This is a genomic window from Kitasatospora sp. NPDC002965 (assembly GCF_040611255.1).
Taxonomy (GTDB): domain Bacteria; phylum Actinomycetota; class Actinomycetes; order Streptomycetales; family Streptomycetaceae; genus Kitasatospora.
The window spans coordinates 1-24121 of record NZ_JBEXNT010000103.1; the positions used below are offsets into that span (position 1 = coordinate 1).

Annotated in this window: 24 protein-coding genes and 1 riboswitch; of the genes, 12 read left to right on the plus strand and 12 right to left on the minus strand. The window is 73.2% G+C overall.

What is annotated here, in order from left to right; genetic code table 11:
• Positions 1-161 precede the first annotated feature (161 nt).
• Positions 162-1049, minus strand: coding sequence for a 2-hydroxy-3-oxopropionate reductase (locus tag ABZY91_RS30530; RefSeq protein WP_355406045.1), 888 nt, complete (start codon positions 1047-1049; stop codon positions 162-164).
• Between the two features lie 65 nt (positions 1050-1114).
• Positions 1115-1978: a TIM barrel protein gene (locus tag ABZY91_RS30535; protein WP_355406046.1), complete on the minus strand. Its 864-nt coding sequence runs from the start codon at positions 1976-1978 to the stop codon at positions 1115-1117.
• Positions 1979-2170: 192 nt separating this feature from the next.
• Between ABZY91_RS30535 and ABZY91_RS30540 the strand changes: the two genes are divergently transcribed.
• From ABZY91_RS30540 to ABZY91_RS30570, 7 genes are all read left to right on the plus strand, one after another.
• The gene (locus ABZY91_RS30540; protein ID WP_329950530.1) at positions 2171-2437 is read left to right on the plus strand and encodes a thiamine-binding protein; all 267 of its coding nucleotides are present in this window, start codon (positions 2171-2173) and stop codon (positions 2435-2437) included.
• On the plus strand, positions 2434-2814 hold the full coding sequence (locus ABZY91_RS30545; RefSeq protein ID WP_329880499.1) for a helix-turn-helix domain-containing protein: 381 nt from the start codon (positions 2434-2436) through the stop codon (positions 2812-2814). The genes ABZY91_RS30540 and ABZY91_RS30545 overlap by 4 nt, the downstream gene beginning before the upstream one ends.
• Positions 2815-3015: 201 nt before the next feature.
• On the plus strand, positions 3016-3519 hold the full coding sequence (uraD, locus tag ABZY91_RS30550; protein ID WP_355406047.1) for a 2-oxo-4-hydroxy-4-carboxy-5-ureidoimidazoline decarboxylase: 504 nt from the start codon (positions 3016-3018) through the stop codon (positions 3517-3519).
• 59 nt (positions 3520-3578) lie between these two features.
• A complete protein-coding gene (gene uraH, locus ABZY91_RS30555) occupies positions 3579-3914 on the plus strand; it encodes a hydroxyisourate hydrolase (protein WP_329880501.1) in 336 nt (111 codons plus the stop codon).
• A 28-nt stretch (positions 3915-3942) separates the two neighbouring features.
• On the plus strand, positions 3943-4857 hold the full coding sequence (gene pucL, locus ABZY91_RS30560) for a factor-independent urate hydroxylase (RefSeq protein WP_329950517.1): 915 nt from the start codon (positions 3943-3945) through the stop codon (positions 4855-4857).
• A gap of 198 nt (positions 4858-5055) precedes the next feature.
• On the plus strand, positions 5056-6543 hold the full coding sequence (locus tag ABZY91_RS30565) for a nucleobase:cation symporter-2 family protein (RefSeq protein WP_355406048.1): 1488 nt from the start codon (positions 5056-5058) through the stop codon (positions 6541-6543).
• A 57-nt stretch (positions 6544-6600) separates the two neighbouring features.
• The gene (locus tag ABZY91_RS30570; RefSeq protein WP_329950515.1) at positions 6601-7986 is read left to right on the plus strand and encodes an 8-oxoguanine deaminase; all 1386 of its coding nucleotides are present in this window, start codon (positions 6601-6603) and stop codon (positions 7984-7986) included.
• Between the two features lie 347 nt (positions 7987-8333).
• Here ABZY91_RS30570 and aceB read toward each other — a convergent pair whose 3' ends face one another.
• Entirely contained in the window at positions 8334-9983 is a 1650-nt protein-coding gene (gene aceB, locus ABZY91_RS30575; protein WP_355406049.1) for a malate synthase A, read from the minus strand.
• 263 nt (positions 9984-10246) lie between these two features.
• On the opposite strand from aceB, the gene ABZY91_RS30580 reads away from it, so the two are divergent.
• Together ABZY91_RS30580 and ABZY91_RS30585 are read left to right on the plus strand one after the other, a co-directional pair.
• Complete coding sequence (locus ABZY91_RS30580; protein ID WP_355406066.1) at positions 10247-10987, plus strand: IclR family transcriptional regulator; 741 nt, start codon at positions 10247-10249, stop codon at positions 10985-10987.
• A 280-nt stretch (positions 10988-11267) separates the two neighbouring features.
• Complete coding sequence (locus tag ABZY91_RS30585; protein ID WP_355406050.1) at positions 11268-11783, plus strand: hypothetical protein; 516 nt, start codon at positions 11268-11270, stop codon at positions 11781-11783.
• Positions 11784-11825: 42 nt separating this feature from the next.
• Here the strand turns inward: ABZY91_RS30585 and ABZY91_RS30590 are convergent, their stop codons facing one another.
• A complete protein-coding gene (locus ABZY91_RS30590; protein ID WP_355406051.1) occupies positions 11826-13097 on the minus strand; it encodes a glycoside hydrolase family 16 protein in 1272 nt (423 codons plus the stop codon).
• A gap of 9 nt (positions 13098-13106) precedes the next feature.
• Positions 13107-13255: riboswitch (cyclic di-AMP (ydaO/yuaA leader) on the minus strand.
• Positions 13256-13775: 520 nt separating this feature from the next.
• Here ABZY91_RS30590 and ABZY91_RS30595 point away from each other — a divergent pair.
• A complete protein-coding gene (locus ABZY91_RS30595) occupies positions 13776-14105 on the plus strand; it encodes a MoaF N-terminal domain-containing protein (RefSeq protein ID WP_329880511.1) in 330 nt (109 codons plus the stop codon).
• Positions 14106-14194: 89 nt separating this feature from the next.
• Here ABZY91_RS30595 and ABZY91_RS30600 read toward each other — a convergent pair whose 3' ends face one another.
• Positions 14195-15337 (minus strand): alpha/beta hydrolase-fold protein, encoded by a 1143-nt coding sequence (locus ABZY91_RS30600; RefSeq protein WP_355406052.1) that lies wholly within the window; start codon positions 15335-15337, stop codon positions 14195-14197.
• A gap of 349 nt (positions 15338-15686) precedes the next feature.
• Complete coding sequence (locus tag ABZY91_RS30605; RefSeq protein WP_355406053.1) at positions 15687-16307, minus strand: TetR family transcriptional regulator; 621 nt, start codon at positions 16305-16307, stop codon at positions 15687-15689.
• 191 nt (positions 16308-16498) lie between these two features.
• On the opposite strand from ABZY91_RS30605, the gene ABZY91_RS30610 reads away from it, so the two are divergent.
• The gene (locus ABZY91_RS30610) at positions 16499-17263 is read left to right on the plus strand and encodes an SDR family oxidoreductase (protein ID WP_355406054.1); all 765 of its coding nucleotides are present in this window, start codon (positions 16499-16501) and stop codon (positions 17261-17263) included.
• 72 nt (positions 17264-17335) lie between these two features.
• Here ABZY91_RS30610 and ABZY91_RS30615 read toward each other — a convergent pair whose 3' ends face one another.
• The 5 genes from ABZY91_RS30615 to ABZY91_RS30635 all read right to left on the minus strand — a co-directional run bounded on the left by ABZY91_RS30615 (position 17336) and on the right by ABZY91_RS30635 (position 21218).
• A complete protein-coding gene (locus tag ABZY91_RS30615; protein WP_355406055.1) occupies positions 17336-18271 on the minus strand; it encodes a phosphotriesterase in 936 nt (311 codons plus the stop codon).
• A complete protein-coding gene (locus tag ABZY91_RS30620; protein WP_355406056.1) occupies positions 18268-18735 on the minus strand; it encodes a carboxymuconolactone decarboxylase family protein in 468 nt (155 codons plus the stop codon). The genes ABZY91_RS30615 and ABZY91_RS30620 overlap by 4 nt, the downstream gene beginning before the upstream one ends.
• 17 nt (positions 18736-18752) lie before the next feature.
• A complete protein-coding gene (locus ABZY91_RS30625) occupies positions 18753-19328 on the minus strand; it encodes a DUF4865 family protein (RefSeq protein WP_355406057.1) in 576 nt (191 codons plus the stop codon).
• Positions 19329-19401: 73 nt separating this feature from the next.
• The gene (locus ABZY91_RS30630; protein WP_329880520.1) at positions 19402-19968 is read right to left on the minus strand and encodes a helix-turn-helix domain-containing protein; all 567 of its coding nucleotides are present in this window, start codon (positions 19966-19968) and stop codon (positions 19402-19404) included.
• Between the two features lie 212 nt (positions 19969-20180).
• Complete coding sequence (locus ABZY91_RS30635; RefSeq protein ID WP_329880521.1) at positions 20181-21218, minus strand: LLM class flavin-dependent oxidoreductase; 1038 nt, start codon at positions 21216-21218, stop codon at positions 20181-20183.
• A 584-nt stretch (positions 21219-21802) separates the two neighbouring features.
• On the opposite strand from ABZY91_RS30635, the gene ABZY91_RS30640 reads away from it, so the two are divergent.
• Positions 21803-22792 (plus strand): aldo/keto reductase, encoded by a 990-nt coding sequence (locus tag ABZY91_RS30640; RefSeq protein WP_355406058.1) that lies wholly within the window; start codon positions 21803-21805, stop codon positions 22790-22792.
• Positions 22793-23043: 251 nt separating this feature from the next.
• Here the strand turns inward: ABZY91_RS30640 and ABZY91_RS30645 are convergent, their stop codons facing one another.
• The gene (locus ABZY91_RS30645) at positions 23044-24120 is read right to left on the minus strand and encodes an LLM class flavin-dependent oxidoreductase (protein WP_355406059.1); all 1077 of its coding nucleotides are present in this window, start codon (positions 24118-24120) and stop codon (positions 23044-23046) included.
• Position 24121 lies beyond the last annotated feature (1 nt).

Genomic DNA, 24121 nt, shown 5'->3' on the forward strand with positions numbered 1-24121 from the left:
CGCCCGGGCGCAGCACCCCCGCACCGCCCGCCGGTCGGCCCGGTCGCCGCCCCGCCCGCACGGTTACGCACGCGGCCGGGGCGGCAGGTGGCGACCTCCCGGTGGCGCGGGCACGACCGGACAGGTACACGCCACCGGGAGGAGTCGAGGGACCGGGAGGGCTACTTCACCTCGCGGCCGGAGAGCCGCTCGACGCCGCGCAGCAGCGCCGAGTGGTCGAGGGAGCCGTCGCCGTTGGCACGGGCGGAGGCGACCAGCTGGGCGACGACCGCGCCGACCGGGAGGGCGGCGCCGACGGCGCGGGCGGCCTCGGTGACGATCCCCATGTCCTTGTGGTGCAGGTCGATGCGGAAGCCGGGGGCGAACTCGCGGTTCAGCATGTTGGTCTTCTTGCGGTTCAGCACGGTCGAGCCCGCCAGGCCGCCGCCGAGCACGTCCAGCGCGGCCCCGAGGTCGACTCCGGCGTTCTCCAGGAAGACGACGGCCTCGGCCACGGCCTGGATGTTGACGGCGACGATCAGCTGGTTGGCGGCCTTGACCGTCTGACCGGCGCCGGCCGGGCCGACGTGGACCACCGTGGTGCCGAGCACGTCGAACAGCGGCTTGGCCTCGGCGAAGTCCTCGGCGGCGCCGCCGACCATGATCGAGAGAACGGCCTCGACCGCGCCCGCCTCGCCACCGGAGACCGGGGCGTCCAGCGCACGGACGCCCTTCTCCCGGGCGGCGGCCTCGACCCTGATCGAGGTCTGCGGGGTGATGCTCGACATGTCGATGACGAGCGTGCCGGGCCGGACGTTCTCCAGGACGCCGCCCTCGCCGAGGACGACCTGCTCGACCTGCGGGTCGGCCGGGACCATGGTGATCACGACCTCGGCGTCCCGCACCGCGTCCGCGATGCTGGTGGCGCCGTGGCCCCCGGCCGCGACCAGGGCGTCGATCTGCGGCCGGGTGAGGTTGTAGCCGGTGACGTGGTGGCCGGCGCCGACCAGGTTGGCGGCCATCGGGCTTCCCATGATGCCGAGGCCGATGAAGGCGATCTTGCGGCTCATCGCGTCGTTCCTTCTGTCCGTGGAGCGGGGAGGGTGGGTGGGTGGCCGGCGCGGCCGGGCACGACCTAGGCGGCGCGGTGCTCACGCGGGAGCCACCCGAAGCTGTCGGCGCTGACGCCGGTGGACGGGCGGTACTCGAGGCCGATCGGGCCGGTGTAGCCGGCGGCGGTGAGCCGGGCGAAGAGGTCCTCGAAGTCCAGCCCGCCGGTGCCCGGCTCGTTGCGGCCGGGGGTGTCCGCGATCTGCACGTGGCCGATCCGGTCGGCGTACGCGTCGATGACGGCCGCCGGGTCCTCGCCGTTGCGGGCCAGGTGGTAGAGGTCGCAGAGGAACCTCGCGTTGCCCAGGCCGGTGGCGGCGTTGACCCTGTCGACCACCTCGACCGCGGCGGCGGCGGAGACCAGCGGGTAGTCCGGGGACTCCGGCCGGTTCAGCGCCTCGATCAGCAGCACCGCGCCGATCCCGTGCGCGGCCCGGGCGGCGAGGACGAGGTTCTCCAGCGCGAGGGCGTCCTGCCCGGCCGGGTCCTCGCCGGCGACCCGGTTGCCGTAGAGGGCGTTGAGCGCCGGGGTGCCGAGCGAGGCGGCGAGGGCGGCGGCGACGGGGACGTTGGCCCGGAACCGCTCCTTCTCGGACGGCACCGAGACGGTACCGCGCGCCCCCTTCACGAGGTCGTCGAGGAAGTTGAGGCCGGTGAGCCGTACGCCGGCGTCGGTGAACGCCTTGCGGAGCGCGTCCAGCTCCGTCTCGGCGGGGCTGTGGTCCTCGCCGAACGGCCACCACAGCTCGGCGGCGGTGAATCCGGCGGCGGCCGCCGCGGCCGGGCGCTCCAGCAGCGGGAGCTCGCCGAACAGGATCGACAGGTTGACCGTGAAGCTGTGCCGGGAAGCGGCGGTCACGTCCATCACCTCGTGTCTCTCTTCCGTCATCCACAACTTCCACGATGCGGAAGGGGGATTCTGTCTGGTGGAAGCATGTCCGGCCCCTCGGAGAACTGTCAAGGCGTCTACAACATTTTGTTGAAGCCTCCGCCCGCCCCGACCGCGCAGTCGCCACCGAGCGGCCCGAACCGGCCACTGACCGCCCCACCCCTCGCTCGCTACAGTGAGCGGGTGCGATTGATGGTGGAGTTCACGACAGAACCGTTCGAGCTGGACACGTTCCCGGAGCACGCCGCGGCGGCCCGGAAGGCGGTCGACGAAGCGGGCCTGGCCGTCGCGGTCGGCCCCTTCGGCACCGGCGCCGAAGGCGAGGCCGACCAGGTCCTGGCCGCCGTGACCCGGCTGCTCCGGGAGAGCCTGGACGCCGGCGCGACCCGGATATCGGTCCAGGTCAGCGTGCTCGGCGACGAAGGCGCCGACGCGCCCGAGGAGGGTGGTAGGCCGTGACCGAGCACGTCGAACACCCGCTCGCCGCGGCGCTGAAGCCGCTGCTGGACGCGGTCGGCGCGACGCCCCTCCCGGTGGGCGAGGCGAAGCCCGAGGACGTCGTCCTGGAGTGGGAGGGCGCACCGGCACTGGCCGTCCGGCTGCCCCACCTCAGCAACGCGCTGGACCGCCTGCTGGCCGAGACGGCCCGCCAGTTCGACGGCCGGCCGCTGGCCGAGCTGGACCGCTGGGAGAAGCAGCGCGTCGTCGCCCTGCTGGAGGAGCGCGGCGCGTTCACCGTCCGGCACGGCGTCGAGACGGTCGCCACGGCACTCGGCGTGAGCCGCTTCACCGTGTACAACTACCTCAACCGCCAGGACGGTTCGAAGTCCGGCTGAGCCCGCGGGCCCGGGTGCGCCCCGCCGGCAGGGTCAGTGTGACCCCGTCCCCGGCGGGGCGCACTTGTCGCATCACACACGAGACACCCCGCGACCAGGGCCGCCGCGAAACGTAACCACCAACCGTTCAACAAAGTGTTGACGACCCGATCCCACCGATCTAGCTTGTGCGGGTGGCACCACTCCCCAGGAGGTCCACCCGTGACCAACCACCCCCACGCCCTTGAAGCCCTGACGGCGGCCGACGCCGCCGAGCTGAGGGAGATCCTGCTGGACGTCTGCTCCAGCCCCGGCTGGGCCGACGCCGTCGTCGCGGCCCGACCGTGGACCGACCGCCGGGCACTGCTCGACGCCAACGCCGAGGCCATGGCCGAGCTCTCCGCCGCCGACCTGCACGACGCGATGGCCGGCCACGCCCGGATCGGCACGCCCAGGCCGGGCGACGCCACCTCCGAGCGCGAGCAGGCCGGCGTCCTCGGGGCCGAGGACGCCCTGCTCGACGAACTGCGCCGGGCCAACGCCGCCTACGAGGCCAAGTTCGGCCACGTGTTCCTGATCTGCGCGACCGGCCGTACCGCGGCCACCATGCTCGCCGCCCTGCGCGAGCGCCACCCCAACGACCCGGCCACCGAGGCCGAGATCGTCCGGGAGGAACTGCGGAAGATCAACGACATTCGCATCAACCGCCTGCTCGACGATAACTGACGCATCATCAGGTATCACTGACGCAGGATCACCACTGCCATCAGTAAGGTCACCCACCCATGACCGGCATCTCCACCCACGTGCTCGACACCAGCCTCGGCCGCCCGGCCGAGGGCGTCCCGGTCGAGCTCGCCCAGCACACCGAGGGTGGCTGGCAGGTGCTCGGCACCTCCGCCACGGACTCCGACGGCCGGGTCGAAGACCTGCCGGCCGTGGAGGCGGGCTCGGTCGTCCGGCTGCTCTTCGACACCGCCGCGTACTACGCGCCGGCGTCGGCCGAGCCGCCGTTCTTCCCCGAGGTCTCGATCGTCTTCACGGTCGCACCCGCGCAGCACCACTACCACGTGCCGTTGCTGCTCAACCCCTTCGGATACTCGGTCTACCGCGGAAGCTAGACCGCTCGATTGATATGGGAGCCACGCCATGGCCCACGTGCTCGGCCAGAACCAGTACGGCAAGGCGGAGAACCGCATCGTCCGGGTCTACCGCGACTCCACCCGCCACGAGATCAAGGACCTGAACGTCTCGGTCGCCCTCTCGGGCGACTTCGAGGACGTCCACCTGACCGGGTCGAACGCCCACTGCCTCCCCACCGACACCACCAAGAACACCGTGTACGCCTTCGCCAAGGAGCACGGGATCGAGTCGGCCGAGGCCTTCGGCATCACCCTGGCCCGCCACTTCGTCGACAGCACCGAACCGGTGCACAGCGCCCGGATCCGGATCGAGGAGTACGCCTGGGACCGGATCCGCACCCCGGACAGCAGCGCGCGCTTCATCGGCTCCGAGGAGGTCGGCCACTCCTTCGTCCGCTCCGGCCAGGAGACCCGCACCACCGAGATCGTCTACGACGGCGGGTCGGTCCAGGTCGTCTCCGGTCTGAAGGACCTGGTCGTGCTGAACTCCACCAACTCGGAGTTCTGGGGCTACATCAAGGACCGGTACACCACACTCCGGGAGGCCTACGACCGCATCCTGGCCACCCAGGTCACCGCCCGGTGGAAGTACGGCTACACCGGCCGGGACGACGAGGCCCAGCCCAACTGGAACCGCTCCTACACCCACGTGCGGCGCCACCTGCTGGAGGCGTTCGCCGAGACCTACTCCTACTCGCTGCAGCAGACCCTGCACGCGATGGGCACCCGCGTCCTCAACAACCGCGCCGAGGTGGACGAGGTACGCCTCGAACTGCCCAACAAGCACCACTTCCTGGTCGACCTGGAACCCTTCGGCCTGAAGAACGAGAACGAGGTCTACTACGCCGCCGACCGGATGTACGGCCTCATCGAGGGCACCGTGCACCGTGAGGGCGTGGTCCCGGTCATCCCGGTCGCCTGACCTCCGCCACCCGCTCCACCCGTTTTCTCCACCCCCACCCACCGGAGACCGTGCCCCCCTCGCGGCGGCCGGCCCGGGGAGCCGGAGAGACCGGCCGAGGGACCCTTGCACCGCCGTCCCGACCTCGGCCACCACGTGATCGACCGCTCTCCAGCGCCACGGGCGCGCCGGGAGCCACGGGCACAAGAGGGGCTCGACATGGCACCCAGCACCACCGGCACCACCGACGGCGGTTCCACCCCTGAAAGATCCCCCGGTCCGGACGCGGCCTCCGGGGCCTCCGGGTCCGGAGCCCCGGGCGCCCCGGGCAGTCCGGCGAAGGCGGCGGAGGTCCACCCCGTGGACCAGCTGCTGCCACCCGTCAGGCTCGTCACCACCGGACTCCAGCACGTCGCCGCGATGTACACGGGAGTCGTCGCTCCCCCGCTCATCGTCGGCGCCGGCGTGGGCCTCTCCCCCGCCGAACTCGCCCTGCTCATATCGGCCAGCCTGTTCACCGCCGGGCTGGCCACCCTGCTCCAGACCCTCGGCGTCCGGCGGATCGGCGCACGGCTGCCGTTCGTGAACGGCGCGTCGTTCGCCGGCGTCGCCCCCATGATCGCCATCGCCAAGGAGCACGGACCCGAGGACGCCCTCCCGGTGATCTTCGGCGCGGTGATCGTCGCGGGGGTCCTGTGCCTCCTCGCGGCGCCGTACTTCTGCAAGCTGATCAGGTTCTTCCCACCGGTCGTCCAGGGCACCGTGATCACCCTCATCGGGGTGTCCCTGCTCCCGGTGGCCGTCAACTGGGCGCGCGGCGGTTCGCCGGACGCCCCCGGATACGGTTCCATGCGGGCCGTCGGACTCGCCGCGCTCACCCTCGCCGCGGTGGTCCTCGGCAACCGGCTGCTGCGCGGCTTCTGGCAGCAGCTCTCCCTGCTCCTCGGGCTGGCGGCCGGCACCCTGCTCGCGTTCCCGCTGGGCCTCGCCGACTTCGGCGCGGTCCAGGACGCACGGATCTTCGCGCTGCCCTCCCCCTTCCACTTCGGCGCACCGGTGTTCGACGCGGCCGCGATCGCCTCGCTCTGCATCGTCATGGTGGTCTCGATGACCGAGTCCACCGCCGACATGCTCGCGCTCGGCCGGATCGTCGACCGCGAGGCCGACGAGAAGGTGCTCGCCGCCGGCCTGCGGGCCGACGGGCTGGCCACCGCGCTCAGCCCGGTCTTCAACGGTTTCGCCGCCAGCGCCTTCGCCCAGAACATCGGGCTGGTGGCCCTGACCCGGATCCGCAGCCGCTTCGTGGTCGCGACCGGCGGCGGCATCCTGGTCCTGCTCGGGCTCTTCCCGGTGCTCGGCTCGGTCGTCTCGCTCGTCCCGCAGCCCGTCCTGGGCGGCGCCGGGATCGTGCTGTTCGGCACGGTCGCTGCCAGCGGCATCCGCACCCTCGCGGAGGCCGGCCTGGACTCCGGCGCCAACACGGTCCTGGTCTCGGTCTCGCTCGGCGTCGGCATCGTCCCGATCGCCGCACCGACCTTCTACGACGCGTTCCCGGAGGCCGTCCGCACCCTGCTGCACTCCGGGATATCGGCCGGCTGCGTGGCGGCCGTCCTGCTCAACCTGCTCTTCCACCACCTCGGCGCCGCCCGCCGGTCCACCCCCGACGCCGCACCCGACGCGCCGGCGCCGACGGCGACACCGTCCTGACCCACCGGGCGGGCATGCGCCCCGTGCCCGCCCGGCCCTCCCCCTTGGAGTCACACCATGGCAGTCCAGCCCCCGCCCGCCGATCAGCGGATCGTCATCGAGAACGCCGCGATCGCCACCGTCGACGCCCGCGACACCGAGTACACCCGCGGCCACGTGGTCATCCTCGGCAACCGCATCGAGTCGGTCGGCGAGGGCCCCGCCCCGCAGTGGCTGGACAACGTGGTGCGCCGGATCAACGCCGAGGGCCACCTCGTCACCCCCGGCCTGGTCAACACCCATCACCACTTCTACCAGTGGATCACCCGCGGCCTGGCCCAGGACGACATCCTCTTCGACTGGCTCGTCGCCCTCTACCCCACCTGGGCCCGGGTCGACGACCGGCTCGTCCACGCCGCCGCCCAGGGCTCCGCCGCCGCGCTGCTCAAGTCCGGCTGCACCACCGCCGCCGACCACCACTACGTCTTCCCGAAGGACGGCGGCGACATCCTCGGCGCCGAGATCGAGGCCGTCCGCGAGCTGGGCCTGCGGTTCACCGCGCTGCGCGGCTCGATGGACCGCAGCAAGAAGGACGGCGGGCTGCCCCCGGACCACGCCGTCGAGGAGCTCGACACCATCCTGACCGCCTCCGAGGAGGCCGTCGACCGGTACCACGACGCCTCCTCCGACTCCATGCTGCAGATCGCCCTCGCGCCCTGCTCCCCGTTCTCGGTCTCCACCGAACTCCTGCGCGAGTCCGCAGTCCTGGCCCGCCGCAAGGGCGTCCGCCTGCACACCCACGGCTCCGAGACCGCCGAGGAGGAGGCGTTCTGCAAGCAGCTGTTCGGGATGGGCCCGACCGACTACTTCGAGTCGGTCGGCTGGCTCGGCGAGGACGTCTGGATGGCGCACTGCGTCCACATGAACGACTCCGACATCGCCAAGTTCGCCGAGACCGGCACCGGCGTCGCCCACTGCCCGTCCTCCAACGCCCGGTTGGCCGCCGGCATCGCCCGCGTCCCCGACATGCTGAGGGCCGGCGTACCGGTCGGCCTCGGCGTCGACGGCACGGCCTCCAACGAGTCCGGCGAACTGGGCACCGAACTGCGCAACGCGCTGCTGATCAACCGCCTGCACGGCTCCCCCCGCGCGCTCACCGCCCGCCAGGCGCTGCGGCTGGGCACCATGGGCGGCGCCCGGGTCCTCGGCCGCCAGAACGAGATCGGCTCGGTCGAGGCCGGGAAGCTCGCCGACCTCGCCCTCTGGAAGCTCGACGGCCTCATGCACTCCTCGATCGCCGACCCGGTCGCCGCCCTCACCCTCGGCGCCCTGCCGCCGCTGTCCGTGCTCTTCGTCAACGGCAACGCGGTCGTCGAGAAGGGGCAGTTGACGACGGTGAACGAGGACCGCATCGCCCGGGCCTGCGCCCGCGCCGCCCGGGAGCTCGCCGCCCGGCCCGTCTGACCCCGCCGCCGGGGCGCGCCGTCCGCCCCGTGCTCCGTCCGCTCCGCACGAGCACCACACCTCCGAACTCCGGGCCGCCCAGGGACGGTGCGTCACCCGGACTCCGCCGGTCGCCCCCTCGGGGCTCCCGGCGGACCGCCGCCCCGGACCCACGGCGAGGGTCCGGGGCTGCGGCGTGCCCGCCTCCGGGCGAGCCCGCACCGGGCCGGGGCCGGGCGGGGGCGGACGAGTGGTGCCGACGGGCCGGCGACCGCGTCCACCGCACCGTACGGGACGGCCGAAAAGGAGCCGCCCCCTGCTCCAACACGGCAGAGGGCGGCAGGCGTTGCGCCGGGTAGCCTGGGGTCTCAGCCCAGCAGGGGAAGCGCGGGGAGGGTCAGGAACTCCTCGAACTCCTCGGCCAGGGCGACCTGTTCGAAGAGCTGGGCGGCTTCGCGCCAGCGTCCGGCGGCGTAGGCCTCGGCACCGAGTTCGGCCCGGAGCCCGGCCAGTTCCTCGGCCACCAGGCGGCGCACGAGGTCGGCGGTGGCCTTCTCCCCGGTGTCGGCGAGGACGACGTCGTTGTGGATCCACTGCCAGATCTGCGAGCGGGAGATCTCGGCGGTGGCGGCGTCCTCCATCATGTGGAAGATGGCGACCGCGCCCACGCCGCGCAGCCAGGCCTCGATGTAGCGGACCCCGACCTGGACCGCGTTGTGCAGACCCGCACGGGTGCAGCTGCCGCCGGCGCCCGCGACGTCCAGCAGGTCGGCGGCGGTGACCGGTCCGGCCGGCCCGGGGTTCTCCTTCTGGTGCGGGCGGTCGCCGAGGACGGCGTCGAAGCAGGAGCGGGCGACCGGGACGAGGTCCGGGTGGGCGACCCAGGAGCCGTCGAAGCCGTTGCCCGCCTCGCGCTCCTTGTCGGCGGTGACCTTCACCAGGGCGGCCTCGTTGACCGCGGGGTCCCTGCGGCTGGGGATGAACGCGGCCATGCCGCCGATCGCGTGGGCACCGCGCCGGTGGCAGGTCCGGACGAGCAGCCGGGTGTAGGCGGCCATGAACGGCGAGGCCATGGTGACGCTGTTGCGGTCCGGCAGGATGAAGTGCTCGCCGGCGTCACGGAAGTTCTTGACGATGGAGAACAGGTAGTCCCAGCGGCCCGCGTTGAGCCCGGCGGCGTGCTCGCGCAGCTCGTAGAGGATCTCGTCCATCTCGAACGCGGCGGTGACGGTCTCGATCAGGACGGTGGCCCGGACGGTGCCGTGCGGGATGCCGAGTTCGGCCTGCGCGTGGGTGAAGACGTCGTTCCAGAGCCGCGCCTCCAGGTGGCTCTCGGTCTTCGGGAGGTAGAAGTACGGACCGGAGTTCGGGTCCCCGCCGCCACGGGCGAGCAGCCGGGCGGCGTTGTGGAAGAAGTAGAGGCCGAAGTCGAGGAAGGCGCCGGCCACCGGTTCGCCGTCGACCAGGAGGTGGGTCTCGTCCAGGTGCCAGCCGCGCGGGCGGACCACGACGGTGGCCAGCTCGGCGGCGGGCCTGAGCGTGTAGGCCCTGCCGGCCGGGGAGGTGAAGTCGATCCGGCCCTCGAAGGCGTCGATCAGGTTGAGCTGACCGCCGACGACGTTCTCCCAGGTCGGGGAGGTGGCGTCCTCGAAGTCGGCGAGCCAGACCCGGGCGCCCGAATTGAGCGCGTTGATCACCATCTTGCGGTCGGTGGGGCCGGTGATCTCGACCCGCCGGTCCTGGAGCGCCCGGGGTGCCTCGGCGACCTTCCAGTCGCCGGCGCGGACGGCGGCCGTCTCCGGGAGGAAGTCCAGGGTGCCGGTGCGGGCGATCTCGGCACGGCGCGTGCGGCGGCGGGCGAGCAGCTCGCGACGGCGGTCCTCGAACGCGCGGTGCAGGCCGACGACGAAGGCGACCGCCTCCGGAGTGAGCACCTCCTCGGCCCGGTGGACGCGCGGACCGGCGACAGTGACGACCGGAGCGGCGGGAGAGGCGCCGGGTCCCTGATCTGTAGCCATGAGCAGGACACTCCTAAGACAGTTGATCCTTGAGACGGTTGATCGACAGGTGATCCGAACCCCGGCAAACGGAGGACTTGATTCTGTAAGGTGGAGACTAGTTTCCGCGATACAGAATTTCAACGGTTTGTTGAGGAGATCGCCGAGACTGTACTCCTCCCCCGACAGCGAAGGAAACGCCGGTGGCCCCGACCTCCGACAGCACGTCCGACAGAGCCTCCGACCGGGCCCCGGCCCCGGCCCCGGAGCGCGCCACCGGCGGCGTGCAGTCCGTCGAGCGCGCCTTCCACCTGCTGGAGGCACTGGCCGACTCCGGCGGCGTGGCGACGCTCAGCGAACTCTCCGCCTCCTCCGGTCTGCCCATGCCCACCATCCACCGCCTGGTTCGTACCCTCGTACAGCAGGGCTATGTCCGCCAGGACACGGCACGCCGCTACACCCTCGGCCCGCGGCTCATCCGGCTCGGCGAGACCGCCGGGCGGCTGCTCGGCAGCTGGGCCCGTCCCTACCTGGCCGAGCTGATGGAGGCCACCGGCGAGACGGCCAACCTGGCCGTGCTGGAGGGCGGCGAGGTGGTGTACGTCGGGCAGGTGCAGTCGCGGCGCTCGATGCGGATGTTCACCGAGGTCGGCCGCCGGGTGCAGCCGCACTGCACCGGGGTCGGCAAGGCGCTGCTGGCACAGCTGCCCGAGGAGGAGGCGCGCGCCGTCCTGGGCCCCAACCCGCTGGCCGCCCACACCCCGCACACCGTGACCGACCCGCAGGAGCTGATCCGCCAGCTCGCCGAGGCGCGCGAGCGCGGTTACGTGGTGGACGACCAGGAGCAGGAGATCGGGGTGCGCTGCATCGCGCTCGCCGTCCCCGGCGCGCCCACGCCGACGGCGCTCTCGGTCTCCGGACCGGAGGCCCGGATCCGGGCGCTGGAGGAGCAGGCCGGATCCGCCTCGCTGGTGCCGGTGATGCACGAGATCGCGGCCCGGCTGGGACAGGTCCTGGCCCCCTGACACCGCCCCGCCGGAGGCCCGGCCGAGGCGCTGTCGGAGGCGCTGTCGGAGGCAGTGTCGGAGGGCCGACCGTACGGGACGTCGGAGCCGCCGTCCTCCCCTGCCCGGGTTCGCCCGCCCGGGCGACCCGAGGGCGGGTTGGCCCGGCCGCGGCGGACGGGTCGGTCACTGTGGATCGGGACGTGCCCGCGACGGCGCGGGGCGCACGAACGCAGAGGCAGGGTGAGCGGCGATGTCGCGCAGAGGGTCCGTACGGGGTTTCCTCGGAAGGTCGCTGACGGTGGGGTCCGCGCTGGTGGCGCTGGCCGCCGGACCGGCGTGGGCGTGTCCCGACGCCGACGCGACGGCGGGCACCGACCCGGGCAAAGAGAACGCGGCGACGGCGCCCGCGACGCCCGCCGTCTCCGACTCGGACCTGGAGGTGGTCCGGCTGGACCCGGACGCCGCCGCGCCCGGCGGCACCACCACGGTGCACGCCTTCGTCGGCAACGCCGGACCGGACCGGACGGCCTCGCCGTTCACCGTGGTGGTCACCCTGCCGGAGGGGGTGACGGCCGAGGGGCCGTTCTTCCCGGAGAACTGCTACGAGTTCCAGAACGGCCACCGGGTGCGCTGCACCTTCCCGGCCGGGCTGGGGGTGTACCGCAGCGCGACCGCCCTGATCCCGGTCAGGCTCGCCCCGACCGTCCCCCTCGGAGTCCTGGAGGGCGGCTACGTCGCGGTGCGCAGCGACGACGACCACAACGAGTCGAACAACCGGCAGCCGTTCACGATCCAGGTCGTGCAGACCGACTGAGACCGCCCGCTCCTCCGGGAGCGGACGGTCTCGGGGCCGGTCCTAGCGGTAGACCCGGACGTAGTCCGCGGCGAAGGTGATCGGCGCGGTGCCCTGGGGCGCGGGGTGGTACTGCCCCGCGCTCAGGGACAGGTTGAGGATCAGGTACGCGGACCAGGTGGTGCCGACGCCCTTGCCGTCCGAGAAGACCTTGACGCCGTTGACGTACCAGTCGACGGAGGTGGCGCCGTAGTGGGTGCCGATGGTCACCCAGCCGTCCTTGGCTATCGCCTTGGCGTCCGTGTAGTACAGGTGACCCGGCTTGACATGGTTGGTCAGCTCCAGCAGGTTCGGGTTGTCGGGGTGGTACTCGAAGGTGTCGATCTCCCCGTTGCCGTTCTTCCAGGTCCACAGCGCCGGCCAGGCGCCGGTGCCGGCCGGGAGCTTGACCCGGGTCTCGGCGTAGTCGCCGGTCTTCACCTGGAAGCCCTCGCTGGAGTACTCGGTGGTGAGCAGCCCGGTGTCCCAGGACTGCTTGCCGTTCTCCAGCTTGTTGGCACCCGGCCTGGCGGTGAACGTGGCGGCGCCGCCGCCGACGGTGACGTTGTTCTTGTTCAGCCAGTCGAGCTTGTTGTCGTCGGGGTTGTGGTTGCCGTAGCGGTAGGCGCTGCTGCGGTCGCCGGTCCAGCGGGAGCCGTAGGCGATCGGGCCGCTGAACTCGTCGGACCAGGTGAGCTTCTTGCCCGCGACGGGGGCACCGGTTGCGGGGGGCGTCGTCGGGCTCGTGGTGGGGGGCGCGGTGGGGGTCGTGGTGGGGGGCGTCGTCGGCGACGGGGTGGGGGTCGGGCTCGGCGTGGCGGTGGCGGAGACCACCAGCTGCCGGGAGGGCAGGTTGTGCCAGGCACCACCGAGGTCCTGCCAGAAACCGAACTGGGTGTAGGTACCGGCCGCCAGGGTGCGCGCACCGGTGGTGATCGACAGGCCGCTCGGGCAGATCTGCGCGTTGCTGACGTTGCCGGGGAAGTCGAGGTTGCGGCCGGCCGCGTCGCGGATGCCGACGCCGACGGTCTTGGCGGTGAAGCAGGCCGAGGAGTGGACGGCCAGCGAGGCGGTCGAGGCCTTGCCGGCGACCATGGTCGCCGGGGTGAGGGCGTCCTGGGTGACGGTGGGCGCGGTGGCGGCCTGGGCTCCGGTGAGGGCCGGGACGCCGAGCAGGCCGGCGCCGGTGACGGCGAGCGCTCCGGTGGCGGCGAGGGCGGCGGTGCGGCGCCGGTGGGTGGGGCGGGCGTGGCGGGGCGCGTGGCGCCGGGCAGGCCGGTGCGGGGCAGGGGGCATGGCTGGGTCCTCTACGACGCCTGCGAGGTGAGCTGTCGGGTTCGGGCTGAGGTTGCCCGGCCGCCTGGGGAGCGGCTTCACCCCTAGCCGCAGTCCGGGCGCGGAGGCGCACGGACCGGGCACTGACCTTGGGTCCCCCGCTCCCGTCCGCTGTGGTGCTCGGGTGCCGACCGGCGGGTGGACAGGACTCGGCGTCCCGACGGTGGGAGTCCGCGACAGCGGACGCCCCTGCAGGCTAGGCAGGCCGCCGGGGACCGGACAACCTCGCACGGACGGTTGTCGCGCAGGTCACAGACCCGGGGTCCGCGGATGATCAACGCGCCTGCGGAGTTGATCAGTTGGGAGGAAGCTACGGATCAGGCCCGGCCGGGACCCTCCGGTCCGGGGCGGCACCGGCGCCGCGCTCCCGAGGAGCACCGCGGCCCGGTCGAGGAGGGCCGCCCGGAAGGGCCGCCCGGAAGGACCGGTTCCCCGGCCGGTGGCGGGGTGGAGCGGGAGGCGGCCGGCAGGAGGGCGCGGCAGGAGGACGTCCGGTGCGGGGCCCGGCCCGTCGGCCCCCGTCCCCGTGCCCGAGTACGCCGCGAAAGACGGGGCGGTCGGATAGGTTGGGGATCCAACCGCGCCGGAACCGTCCGGACCGCACCGGGAACCGCATGAGAGACGAGGACCAGCCCCACCATGACCGCCCCCCTGCCCGGCTTCGCCGGCCGCACCTTCCTGTTCCAGGTCGACAACGGCGCAGCCTTCCGCAACGCCTACTCGGCCGACGGCAAGCGGCTGCGCTGGGAGGGCCTCGGTGAGTCGGCCGGCCAGTGGGAGGACGTCGCCCTGCACGTCGCCGAGGTCGGTCCGCAGCTGTACTTCGTCAGCTGGACCGAACAGAGCGGCATCACCGTCAGTCACGTCATGGACCTGGGCCGGATGACGGTCCGCGCGTTCTGGACGTACGAGGGCGAGGGCGGCCGGGTCGGCGAGCTGCACACCGGCACGCTGCAGTCCGTGGCCTGACGGCCGCCTGTCGGCCCCCGGGCCACCGGGCCACCGGGCCACCGGAGACGTGCCGGCCGTCCTGGCCGCCTGCCGATCGGGCCCGGTGGTCAGACCGTCCGGCCGGGAACCACCAGGTGCTGCGAGATCCACTCCAGCGAGGACGGGAGCAGCCTGCTCCAGGTCTCGAAGTTGTGGCCGCCCGTCTCCAGCATGCTGTAGGAGACCTTCATCGGGCTGCGCGTCGCGGCCACGAACGCCTCGGTCTCGCGACGGTAGTCGCCGTCGCCCTCCTTGGTGCCGGCCAGCAGCACGGCCACCTCGGGCTGCGGCAGGTTCTTGAGGCGCCACATCAGGTCGGCCTCGTTACGGCGCTGCTCGCTGCCCTTGAAGAGGTCGCCGGTGGTCGGGTCCTCGGCGGCCCGGTAGTAGCCGGAGAGCGAGACGGCGGTCGGGTAGACCTCCGGGTGGCGCATGGCGAGCTTGAGCGCGCAGTAGCCGCCCGTCGAGTTCCCCATGAACGCCCACGCCCGCGGATCGCCGGAGACCCGGTAGGTCGCCTGGATCGCCGAGGGCACGTCCTTGGTGAAGTACGTCTCGGACTGCGGGCCGCCCGGGACGTCCTCGCACTCGGTGTCCTGCGGCAGGGCCGGCGAGGGACGCACCAGCACCAGGACGGTCGGCTGCATCCGGCCCTCCTGGAGCAGCTTGAGCGCCGCGCCCGGGTAGTTCAGCCGGGTCACGAGGTTCTTGGCGATGCCGGGGAAGCCGGTGCTGACGACCAGCGCAGGGAACTGCTTCTGCTCGTACTCCGGCTGGAAGTACTGCGGCGGCAGGTAGACGTAGCCCTCGGTGGAGAGCCGGGTGGTGGCACCGTCGATGCGGATCTCACGGATCTCGCCGGACTGCTTGGGTTCACGGCCCAGTGCCCCGCCGCCCTTGACCTCGGCGTGCCCGATGGTCTCGACGCGCAGCCGGCCGGAGGCGTCCGCCTTGTTGTGGATGACCACCGGACCGCTGTCGCCGGTGCCCAGCAGGTCGTCCCAACTGCTGTAGAAGGCGAAGTAGTTGTTGGCGACCAGGCCGAGCGCGGCGAGCACGGTGAGCTGCGTCGCGCACAGCGCGCCGATCCGGCCGAGCACCGCCTGCCAGGTCCGCTTCGACAGTCTCGGCCACAGCCAGACCGTCCCGGCCATCGCCGCGACGGCGATCAGGACGGTCAGTGCCAGCACCTTGTGGCTCGTCAGACCCATGTCTTGTTTGCTCCCACGCCTCGTACTCCCCCGCCCCCGGGGGAAGGACACCCGGGAGGGCCGCCCCGGTTCCCCGTTCACAACGGGGGCCGTCGCCGGGGCGCGACCACCCACCCTAGCGGTCCGAAGCGGTGCCCCGGACCCGCCGACCAGCGGTCATCGCCTCGGTCTCCGGGAGGAGACGCCCGCCGCGCGTACGGGCCGGCCTCGCGCGGGAGGGCCCGGCGAAGCCCGCTCCGGACCACGGGAAGGGCGAGGGCGCGGTGGGGCGAGGGCCTCCCGCACGGCGCCGGGACCACGCTCGGACGGCGCCGGGAGGTCCGGGCCGGTTGCTCCGCCTGGGCCCGCGTCAGCTGACGCGGGCCCAGAGACCGAGGCCCGCGGTGAGCTCGTGCATGCAGCGGGCGCCGAGCTCCCGGGGCGATCCGGGGCCGGTGGCCGCGGCCCCGGAGACGGCCCACTGCTCCAGGGCGACCCGGATGGCGGTGGTGGCCGCCGCGGCGGCGAGCCGGATCTCCAGCACGTCGGTGCCCTGCGGACAGCGGGCGGCGATCGCCAGGTGCAACCGCTGCTCGGAGTCGGCGTGCACCCGCTGCCACACCGAGGCGAGGCGGGGGTCGCGGAGCAGGTCGCGGGTCCACTGCATGGCCTCGACGGCGTCGTCGTCGGGCGGCGTCAGCGACTCGGCCGCCGAACGTTCCAGGGCCTCGCGCACCGGCAGGCCGGCCGAACCCTCGGCGAAGAGCCGCACCCAGCGCTCGCCGCCCGCCGCGAGCAGCGGGGCGACGGCGTCCTCCTTCTCGGAGAAGTAGCGGTAGAAGGTGCGCAGCGAGATGCCCGAGGCCTGGGCGATCTCCTCCGCGGTGGTCGCCTCGGCCCCGCGGGCGGCGAAGAGCGCCGCGGCGGCGCGGGCGATCTCCAGCCGGGTGCTCTCGCGGCGGCGCTGGTTGAGGGTGGGGCGTCCGGTCACGGGGTCAGGCTACGCGGACGGCGGGCCCGGTGGCACGTTGCGCCGCCCTGGCACGGGGAGACGGCAGGGCGTGGCCGGTCGATGTGACGCGGGGAGCACAGGTGACGCGTCACGCCTTTTTGGCACGACGTGCCACATGGGCGTACGGTGCCAGTGAGGTCGCGAGACCACGAACGGAACGGAGTACCACCATGGAGCGCTTCAACGGACGGAACGTCCTGGTCACCGGCGGCGGCTCGGGCATCGGACAGGCCACCGTGCACCGGATCCTGGCCGAGGGCGGGCGGGTCGTCGCCGCCGACGTCAACGGGACCGGTCTCGGGGCCACCCTGGAGCGGGCAACCGCCGACGGCACCGCCGACCGCCTCAGCACCGTGGTCCTGGACGTGTCGGACGAGACCGCCGTCCGGACCGGCGTCGCCGAGGCGGTGGCAGGGCTCGGCGGGCTCGACGTCCTGGTGAACGCCGCCGGCATCCTGCGCTCCTCGCACACCCACGAGACCAGCCTGGAGTTCTGGAACAAGCTGGTCGCGGTCAACCTGACCGGCACCTTCCTGATGACCCGCGAGGCCCTGCCCGCCCTGCTCGCGGGCGGCCGGGGCGTGGTGGTGAACTTCAGCTCCACCTCCGCGACCTTCGCCCACCCCTACATGGCCGCCTACGCGGCGACCAAGGGCGGCATCCAGTCCTTCACGCACGCGATCGCCGCCGAATACGCCAAGCAGGGCCTGCGCGCGGTCTGCGTCGCACCCGGCAGCATCGACAGCGGCATGACCCACGACCCGGGACTGCCCGCGGACGCCGACCTCGGCCTGCTGGCCAAGCTCTCCCCCGCCCTCGGCCAGGGCTTCGCCGGACCGGAGACGGTCGCGGGCGTGATCGCCATGCTCGCCTCGGAGGACGGCGCGTTCGTCACCGGGACGGAGATCCGGATCGACGGCGGCACCCACATGTGAGGCGTGGCGCCGCCTGGGGCCCGCCCGCGTAGGCCGGGCGGGCCCTCCGGTCGCTCCGGTCGCTCAGGCCGCTCAGGCCGGCCGGCCCGGCCCGAGCCACTCGGCGGCGAAGGCCCGCGCCGGGTTGGCGGTGAGAAGCCGGTGCGGAAGATCGGGGCCGAACGCCCGGGAGAGCCGCGGCGCCAGGGCCGTGAGCAGGTGTGCGGGACCAGGGGTGCGGCGGGCCGAGCGGGTGGTGGTGTCACCACCGAGGAGCAGCCGGTCGCCGTGGCCCGCCTCCACCACCGCGGCGACGGTGTCGAAGAGGTGGTGGTCGGTCGCGTGGTGGGCACGGGAGGGACCGTCCAGGGCGAGGTAGGCGCCGGACGCGGCGAGCTCCCGGTGCAGCCGCAGGTCGGGGTGGCGGTTGAGGTGGCCGAGGATCACCCGCTGCGGCCGGACGCCGTGGCGACCGCAGAGCAGATCGAGGACCTCGGGTGCGGCGGTGCCGAGTTCGTGGTGGACGGCGATCGGCGCGCCGGTGGCGTGGTGCGCCTCGGCGGCTGCCGCCATGACCCGGCGGGTGTGCGGGCCGAGCCCGTGGTACTCCCCCGCCACCTTGATCAAACCGGCCCGGACCCCCTCGGGGGCACCCCGCAGTCCGACGGTGAGCTCCGCGACGAACAGGCCCGCGAGCCCGTCGTAGCGCCGTTCCAGTTCCGCCGGGTCGTAGTGGACGGCCTGGTGGAGGCCGGTCGCGGCGACCAGGTGGACGCCGGTCGCCCGGGAGAGGGCGGCGAGCTCCTCGGCCCGCCGCCCCATGCCGAACGGGGTCCACTGGACCAGCGCCCGCCCGCCGGCCGCGGCGAAGTCGCGCAGGGCCGCTTCGGCGGCGGTGGGGTCGTCGAGCTCCTCGCCGGGAAGCAGCGGGCTGCGCAGGAAGAGGTGGTCGTGCGCGTCGCAGACACCGAGGTCGACGGGGTCGAGGTCGCCGAGGACGGTGCGGACCGAAGGGCGCGTGGTGCTCACGGCGCCCCGGCCCCTGCGGCGGCGGCGTCGTCCGTCTCGGCGAAGGTCGCGGCCGCGACGCGCAGCCCGGCCAGGGCCTTGGGGACACCGACGTAGGGCGCGAGGTGGACCAGGACCTCGGTGATCTCCTCCCTGGTCAGACCGATCCGCAGGCTGTTGCGGACGTGGTCGGCCAGTTGCGGTTCCACTCCGCCGAGGGCGGTGAGGGCGGCCAGGTTGGCGACCTGGCGGTCCCGCAGGGCGAGCCCCGGGCGCTGGTAGGTGCCGCCGAACAGGGTGGTCACGATCCAGTCGGGGAAGCCGGGCGCGAGTTCGTCGAGGGGGCCGAGGGTGCCGGTCCGGGTCCGCGGGTCGGCCAGCCGGTCCAGCAGGGCGTAGCCGGCGGCGCGGTCGAACGGGGCGGGAACGAGGCCGGCAGCGGTGACGTCGGCGGGGCCGGTGGCGGTGGGATCGGCGAGGTCCATCGGGAAGGGCGGTCCTTTCACCAGTGGCGGCCGGCGGGCAGCCGGTCGAGTTCGGGGCTGGACAGGTGGTGCACGCGGTAGCGGGTCCCGGGCGCGTCCTCGGGGGCGGCACGGAGCCAGAGGGCGATGTGCAGCAGTTCCCACCGCCCCGGGTCCACGGCGACGGCCGCCGTGTGCAGGTCGGGGTGGTCGGGCAGTTCGGCGAGCGCCCGTTCGACGGCCTCGGCGGGGTCGGCGTCCTCGGGGAGCCGGTCGAGGCGGCGGGTGGCGGCGACCGGGGTGCCCGGCGCGCCGCCGCGGCGCAGGCCCGCGCCCAGCCAGTGCCGGACGGCGGGCCGGCCGAAGTCGGCGCTCAGCCCCCGGAATCCCGGGCCCCAGAGGAAGCCGTTCATGCCTTCGGCCGTGCGCCAGAGGTAGAACGGCGCGTACTGGTTGACGGGCGACCCGTCGAGGCCGCGCTCGCGGACCAGGTAGGCCTTGAGGCCGAGACCGGGGTGGTCGTCGAGGAGGTGTCCCCTGGTGGCGATCCGCCGGTGGACGACCGTCATGTCGTAGTCGGCGGGGAGGGTGATCTCGTACTGCATGGCGTGCACGGGCGGACTCCCCGGGGGTCGGCGGAACGCGGGCGGGTGCGACGCGGGCGGGACGGCGGTCCTGCGGCCCCGTTCAGCCGGCCCGGTGCGCGGCGAGCAGGGCGGTGACACCGCGCACGGCCTGCTCGAACGGTTCGGCGCTCTCGGCGGCGCGGGCGAGGACGTAGCCGCCCTGGACGACGGCGACCACGGCGGCCGCGAGGTCGGCCGGGTCGGCGGCGGAGCGGAGCTCGCCGGTCGCCTGCCCCTCGGCGACGACCTCCGCGATCCGGCCGCGCAGCCAGGTGAAGGTCTCCTCGACGGGGGCGCGCAGCCTCGGGTCGGCGACCACCTCCGGATCCTGGGCCATCCGGCCGATCCGGCAGCCGCGCAGGACGTCGCGCTCGCGGTTCAGGTAGGCGGCGATCCGGTCGCACGCGGTGCCGGGAGCCGCCAGGTCGGCCTCGGCGACGGCGCGCATCTGCTCGGCGCTGCGGCGCAGGGCGGCGGCGGCGAGGTCGGGCTTGCCGTCGAAGTGGTGGTACATGCTGCCCTGGCCGACGCCGGCGCGCTGCTGGATGGCCTTCGGGCTGGTGCCGACGTAGCCGCGCTCCCAGAGGAGCTCCTGGGTGCTCTCGACGAGACGGTCCTGGGTTGCCATGACGATCACGGTACCCACCGGCGGGCGAGATGTACATACCAGTAGGTACAGAACCCTCGGGAGGCCCGAAGGCCCGGAGGCGTCCACGGGCCGTGGGCCGCCCCCCGGCGGTCCACGGCCCTGCGAGATCGTCGTCCCCGGCGGGGCCGGGCGGCATTCACCGCAGGACGGTGGCGCGCATCACTCCGCACGCCGCCGGGCGTCACGGAGCGTCACGCCTGCGGCCGGACGGACGGCAGCTCGCGCCGGATCACGGGGGCGACCTCGCTCGCGAACAGCTCCAGCTGCTCGTGCTGGACGTCCTCGGTGAGCGCGTCCACCCCGATCCCGACCACCTCGTTGCCGAAGGCCTCGTGGTAGCGGTGGATCTTCTCGATCACCTGCTGCGGGCTGCCGACCAGCGCCGAACCGCGCTCCAGCGCGTCCTCCAACGACTCGAACGGCGACTTGTTGTGCCGGCCCGCCGCCGAGTCGAACAGGGCGTCCCAGTACGGGCGGAACCCCTCCACCGCGTCCTGCGACCGCTCGGCGATGAACAGCCCGCCGAACCCGGTCCCCACCCGGGCGTCCTCGGGGGCGCGGCCGTAGTGCTCCCAGCGCTCGCGGTAGTGGTCGACCAGCGCCTTGTACTTCGGCAGCGGGTGGAACGCGTTCGCGGAGAACAGCGGGTCGCCGTAGCGGGCCGCGAGCTCGGTGGACAGCGTGCTGGTGGCGCTGCCGTGCCAGACCGGGATCGGGGTCTGGTACGGGCGCGGCCAGGTCGTGACCTCCTTCAGCGCCGGCCGGGTGGTGCCCTCCCAGCTGACCTTCTCCTCCCGCCAGAGCCTGCGCAGCAGGCCGTAGTTCTCGGCCAGCGCGTCCCACTGGCGGTCCTCCGGCAGGCCGAACAGGTCGAAGTGGCGCGGGTCGTTGCCCTTGCCGATGATCAGTTCGAGCCGCCCCCCGGAGAGCTGGTCGACCAGCGCGTAGTCCTCCGCGACCCGCACCGGGTCGAGGACGGAGAGCACCGTGACGGTGGTGAACAGCCTGATGGTCAAGGTGCGGGCGGCGATGGCGCTCAGCAGCACGGGCGGCGCCGGGGAGAGGAACGGCTCACCGTGCCGCTCCCCCACCCCGTAGCCGTCGAAGCCGAGCCGCTCGGCGGTGACGGCCTGGTCGATGACGTTGTGCAGCTTCTCGGACGGGGTGCGCTGCACGCCGGTGACGGGGTCGGGCCCGTTGGACACGAGGGACGAGACGGTGAACCGCACGACGGTCTCCTTGTTGACGTTCGATGGGGTGCCCGTCGGGACCGCCCGGGAGGGCCGCCGGACTCCGGGCTCCGGGCTCCGGACTCCGGGCTCCGAGGTCCGAGGTCCGGAGGGCCGGGGATCCGGCGACGCTCAGGAGGTCCGCGGAGCCCGGGACACCGGCGGCGTCGGCACCGGTGGGTTCACCGGAGCCGGAGCCGGAGCCGGGACCAGGCCCAAGGCCGGGACGGGGGTCGGGGGCGGGGCCGGACGGCGGCCGGGGTGCGGCTCGACGGGGCCGGACGGCCGGCGCGGCAGCCCGGCGCAGCGCACCACGGACGGTCGCTCACGCCGGGGCAGCACCGGGAAGGGGATCACGCCGGAAGCCGGAGCTCCGGCCGGCTCAGCGCGAGGTGCTGCGGGAACGACAACAGCGAAGGAGGGTGGTACGAACGGACATCCGGCTCCCCCTTCGTCTCGCACACACACGATCCACCGCGAGCATAGGCACCGGTCAGGAGGGAGGCAAGGGTCGCCGGGCGAGCAGCGCCACGGGCTCGGCAAGTCCCTCGGCCGAACGCCCCCGGCCTGGCAGGATGTCCGGCATGAGCTACCTCGCCGCGGATGACCGCTATGCCTCGATGACCTACCGCCGGGCCGGCCGCAGTGGCGTGCTGCTGCCGGCCGTCTCCCTGGGCCTGTGGCACAACTTCGGTGACGCCCAGCCGCTGGACGTCCAGCGGGCGGTGCTGCGCCGCGCCTTCGACCGGGGCATCACCCACTTCGACCTGGCGAACAACTACGGCCCGCCGTACGGCAGTGCCGAGCGCAACTTCGGCCACCTGTTCGCACAGGACTTCCGCCCGTACCGGGACGAGCTCTTCATCGCCTCCAAGGCGGGCTACGACATGTGGCCCGGCCCGTACGGCGAGGGCGGCAGCCGCAAGTACCTGCTGGCCAGCCTCGACCAGTCGCTGGGCCGGACGGGCCTGGACTACGTGGACGTCTTCTACTCGCACCGCTACGACCCGGACACCCCGCTGGAAGAGACGATGGGCGCGCTGGCCTCGGCCGTCCGGGCGGGCAAGGCCCTGTACGCGAGCATCTCCAACTACCCGGCGGAGCAGCACCGGGAGGCGGTGGCGATCCTTCGCGACCTGGGCACGCCGGTGCTCCTGAACCAGTGCCCGTACTCGATCCTCAACCGGTCGGTGGAGGACGGCGTACTGAACGCGGTCGGCGACACCCAGACCAGTCTGATCGCCTACTCCCCGCTCGCCCAGGGCCTCCTGACGGACCGCTACCTGTCGGGCGAGGTGCCGTCCGGTTCGCGGATGTCGGTCGGGCACTTCCTGAAGGAGGAGGCGCTCACCGGGCGGAAGCTGGAGCAGTTGCGGGCGCTGAACAAGGTCGCGGAGCGGCGCGGCCAGACGCTGGCGCAGCTGGCGCTGTCATGGGTGCTGAAGGACCCGCGGGTGGTCTCGGTGATCATCGGGGCCAGCAGCGTGGCGCAGCTGGACCAGAACATCGACGCGCTGGCCGGCGGTCCGCTGACGGCCGAGGAGCTGGCGGAGATCGACTCGCTGAGCGGCTGAACGGCCGAGGAGTCGAGCGGCCGAGCGGTCGGGCGACCGCGGGCGACGCGCCCGCCGCGGCGCCCGACAGCGGCACCCGGCCGGTCACTGGTGCGTGACCGACCGGGTGCCGCTGTCGTTGGACCGTCCGTACGCGACCGTCGAGACACCCGGGAGCCACCGTGCGGACCTACCTGCTCAGGGCCGTCGTCCGTTTCGCCCGCCAGTTGGCGCTGACCTCACCGGTTCCGTTCCCCCTCGGACCGGGCGCGCTACCGCCGGTCGACACCCAGGGCCGGTAGCACCGTCTCGGCGACCCGGTGGGCCTCCTCCAGCAGTGGATTGCCGGAGAGGATGAAGGTGTCCACCCCGAGCGACTCGAACTCCTGGAGCCGTTCGACCACCTGGGCCGTCGATCCGACGACCGCCGTCCCCGGGCCGGGACGGAACAGGCTCATCCCCGGCCAGAGGTTGGGGTAGACCTCCAACTCCCGTGCCCGCGCCGGGACCTTGCCGCCGTGCTGGCGGAACTGCCGCTGCCAGCCGACCCCGTCCTCGCCCCGTGCGTCGCCGAGCTGGCGGGCGTAGGTGGCCTCGCCGGTGACGTCGAGCAGCCGGTCCGCGGCGGCCCAGGCCTCGTCCTCCGTGTCACGGACGATCAGGTGCAGCCGCAGCCCGATCCGCAGCGTCCGCCCGTGTGCGGCGGCGCGCTCGCGGACCAGGGCGAGCTTCTCCTTGAGGAGGTGCGGCGGTTCGCCCCAGGTCAGGTAGACGTCCACGTGTTCCGCGGCCATCTCGATGCCGGGCGCCGAACTGCCGCCGAACCAGAGCGGGATGCCGCCCGGCTGGACGGGGGGCAGCTCGCGCAGGCTCGCACCGGCGTTCTTCAGGTCGTAGAACTCGCCCTTGTGGTCGAAGACCTCGCCGGCGGTGAGCCGCTTGACGATCGACCAGTACTCCGCGCTGAGCCGGTAGCGGTCGTCGTGCTCGACGTGCAGGCCGTACTCGCGCAGCTGGGCGGTGGACCCGTTGACCACGTTGAAGCGCAGCCGCCCGCCGTGCAGGTGGTCGAAGCTGAGCGCCATCTTGGCCAGTAGGGTCGGCGACACCAGCCCGGGGTGAACGGCCAGCAGGGGCTTGAACGCCGGTGTGGTCGCGGCGGCCAGCGCGTTGCCGAGGTCCCAGACGTCGTAGAGGTCGGTCGCCAGCAGCGCGCCGGTGTAGCCCAACCGCTCCACACTGCCGGCGAGTTGCTGGAGGTAGCGGAGGTCGACCGGGCGCCGGCCGGCCGGCTCCCACGGGTAGTGGCCCTCGCGCGGGATGATGTACCAGAGGAACTCGGAGGCCATC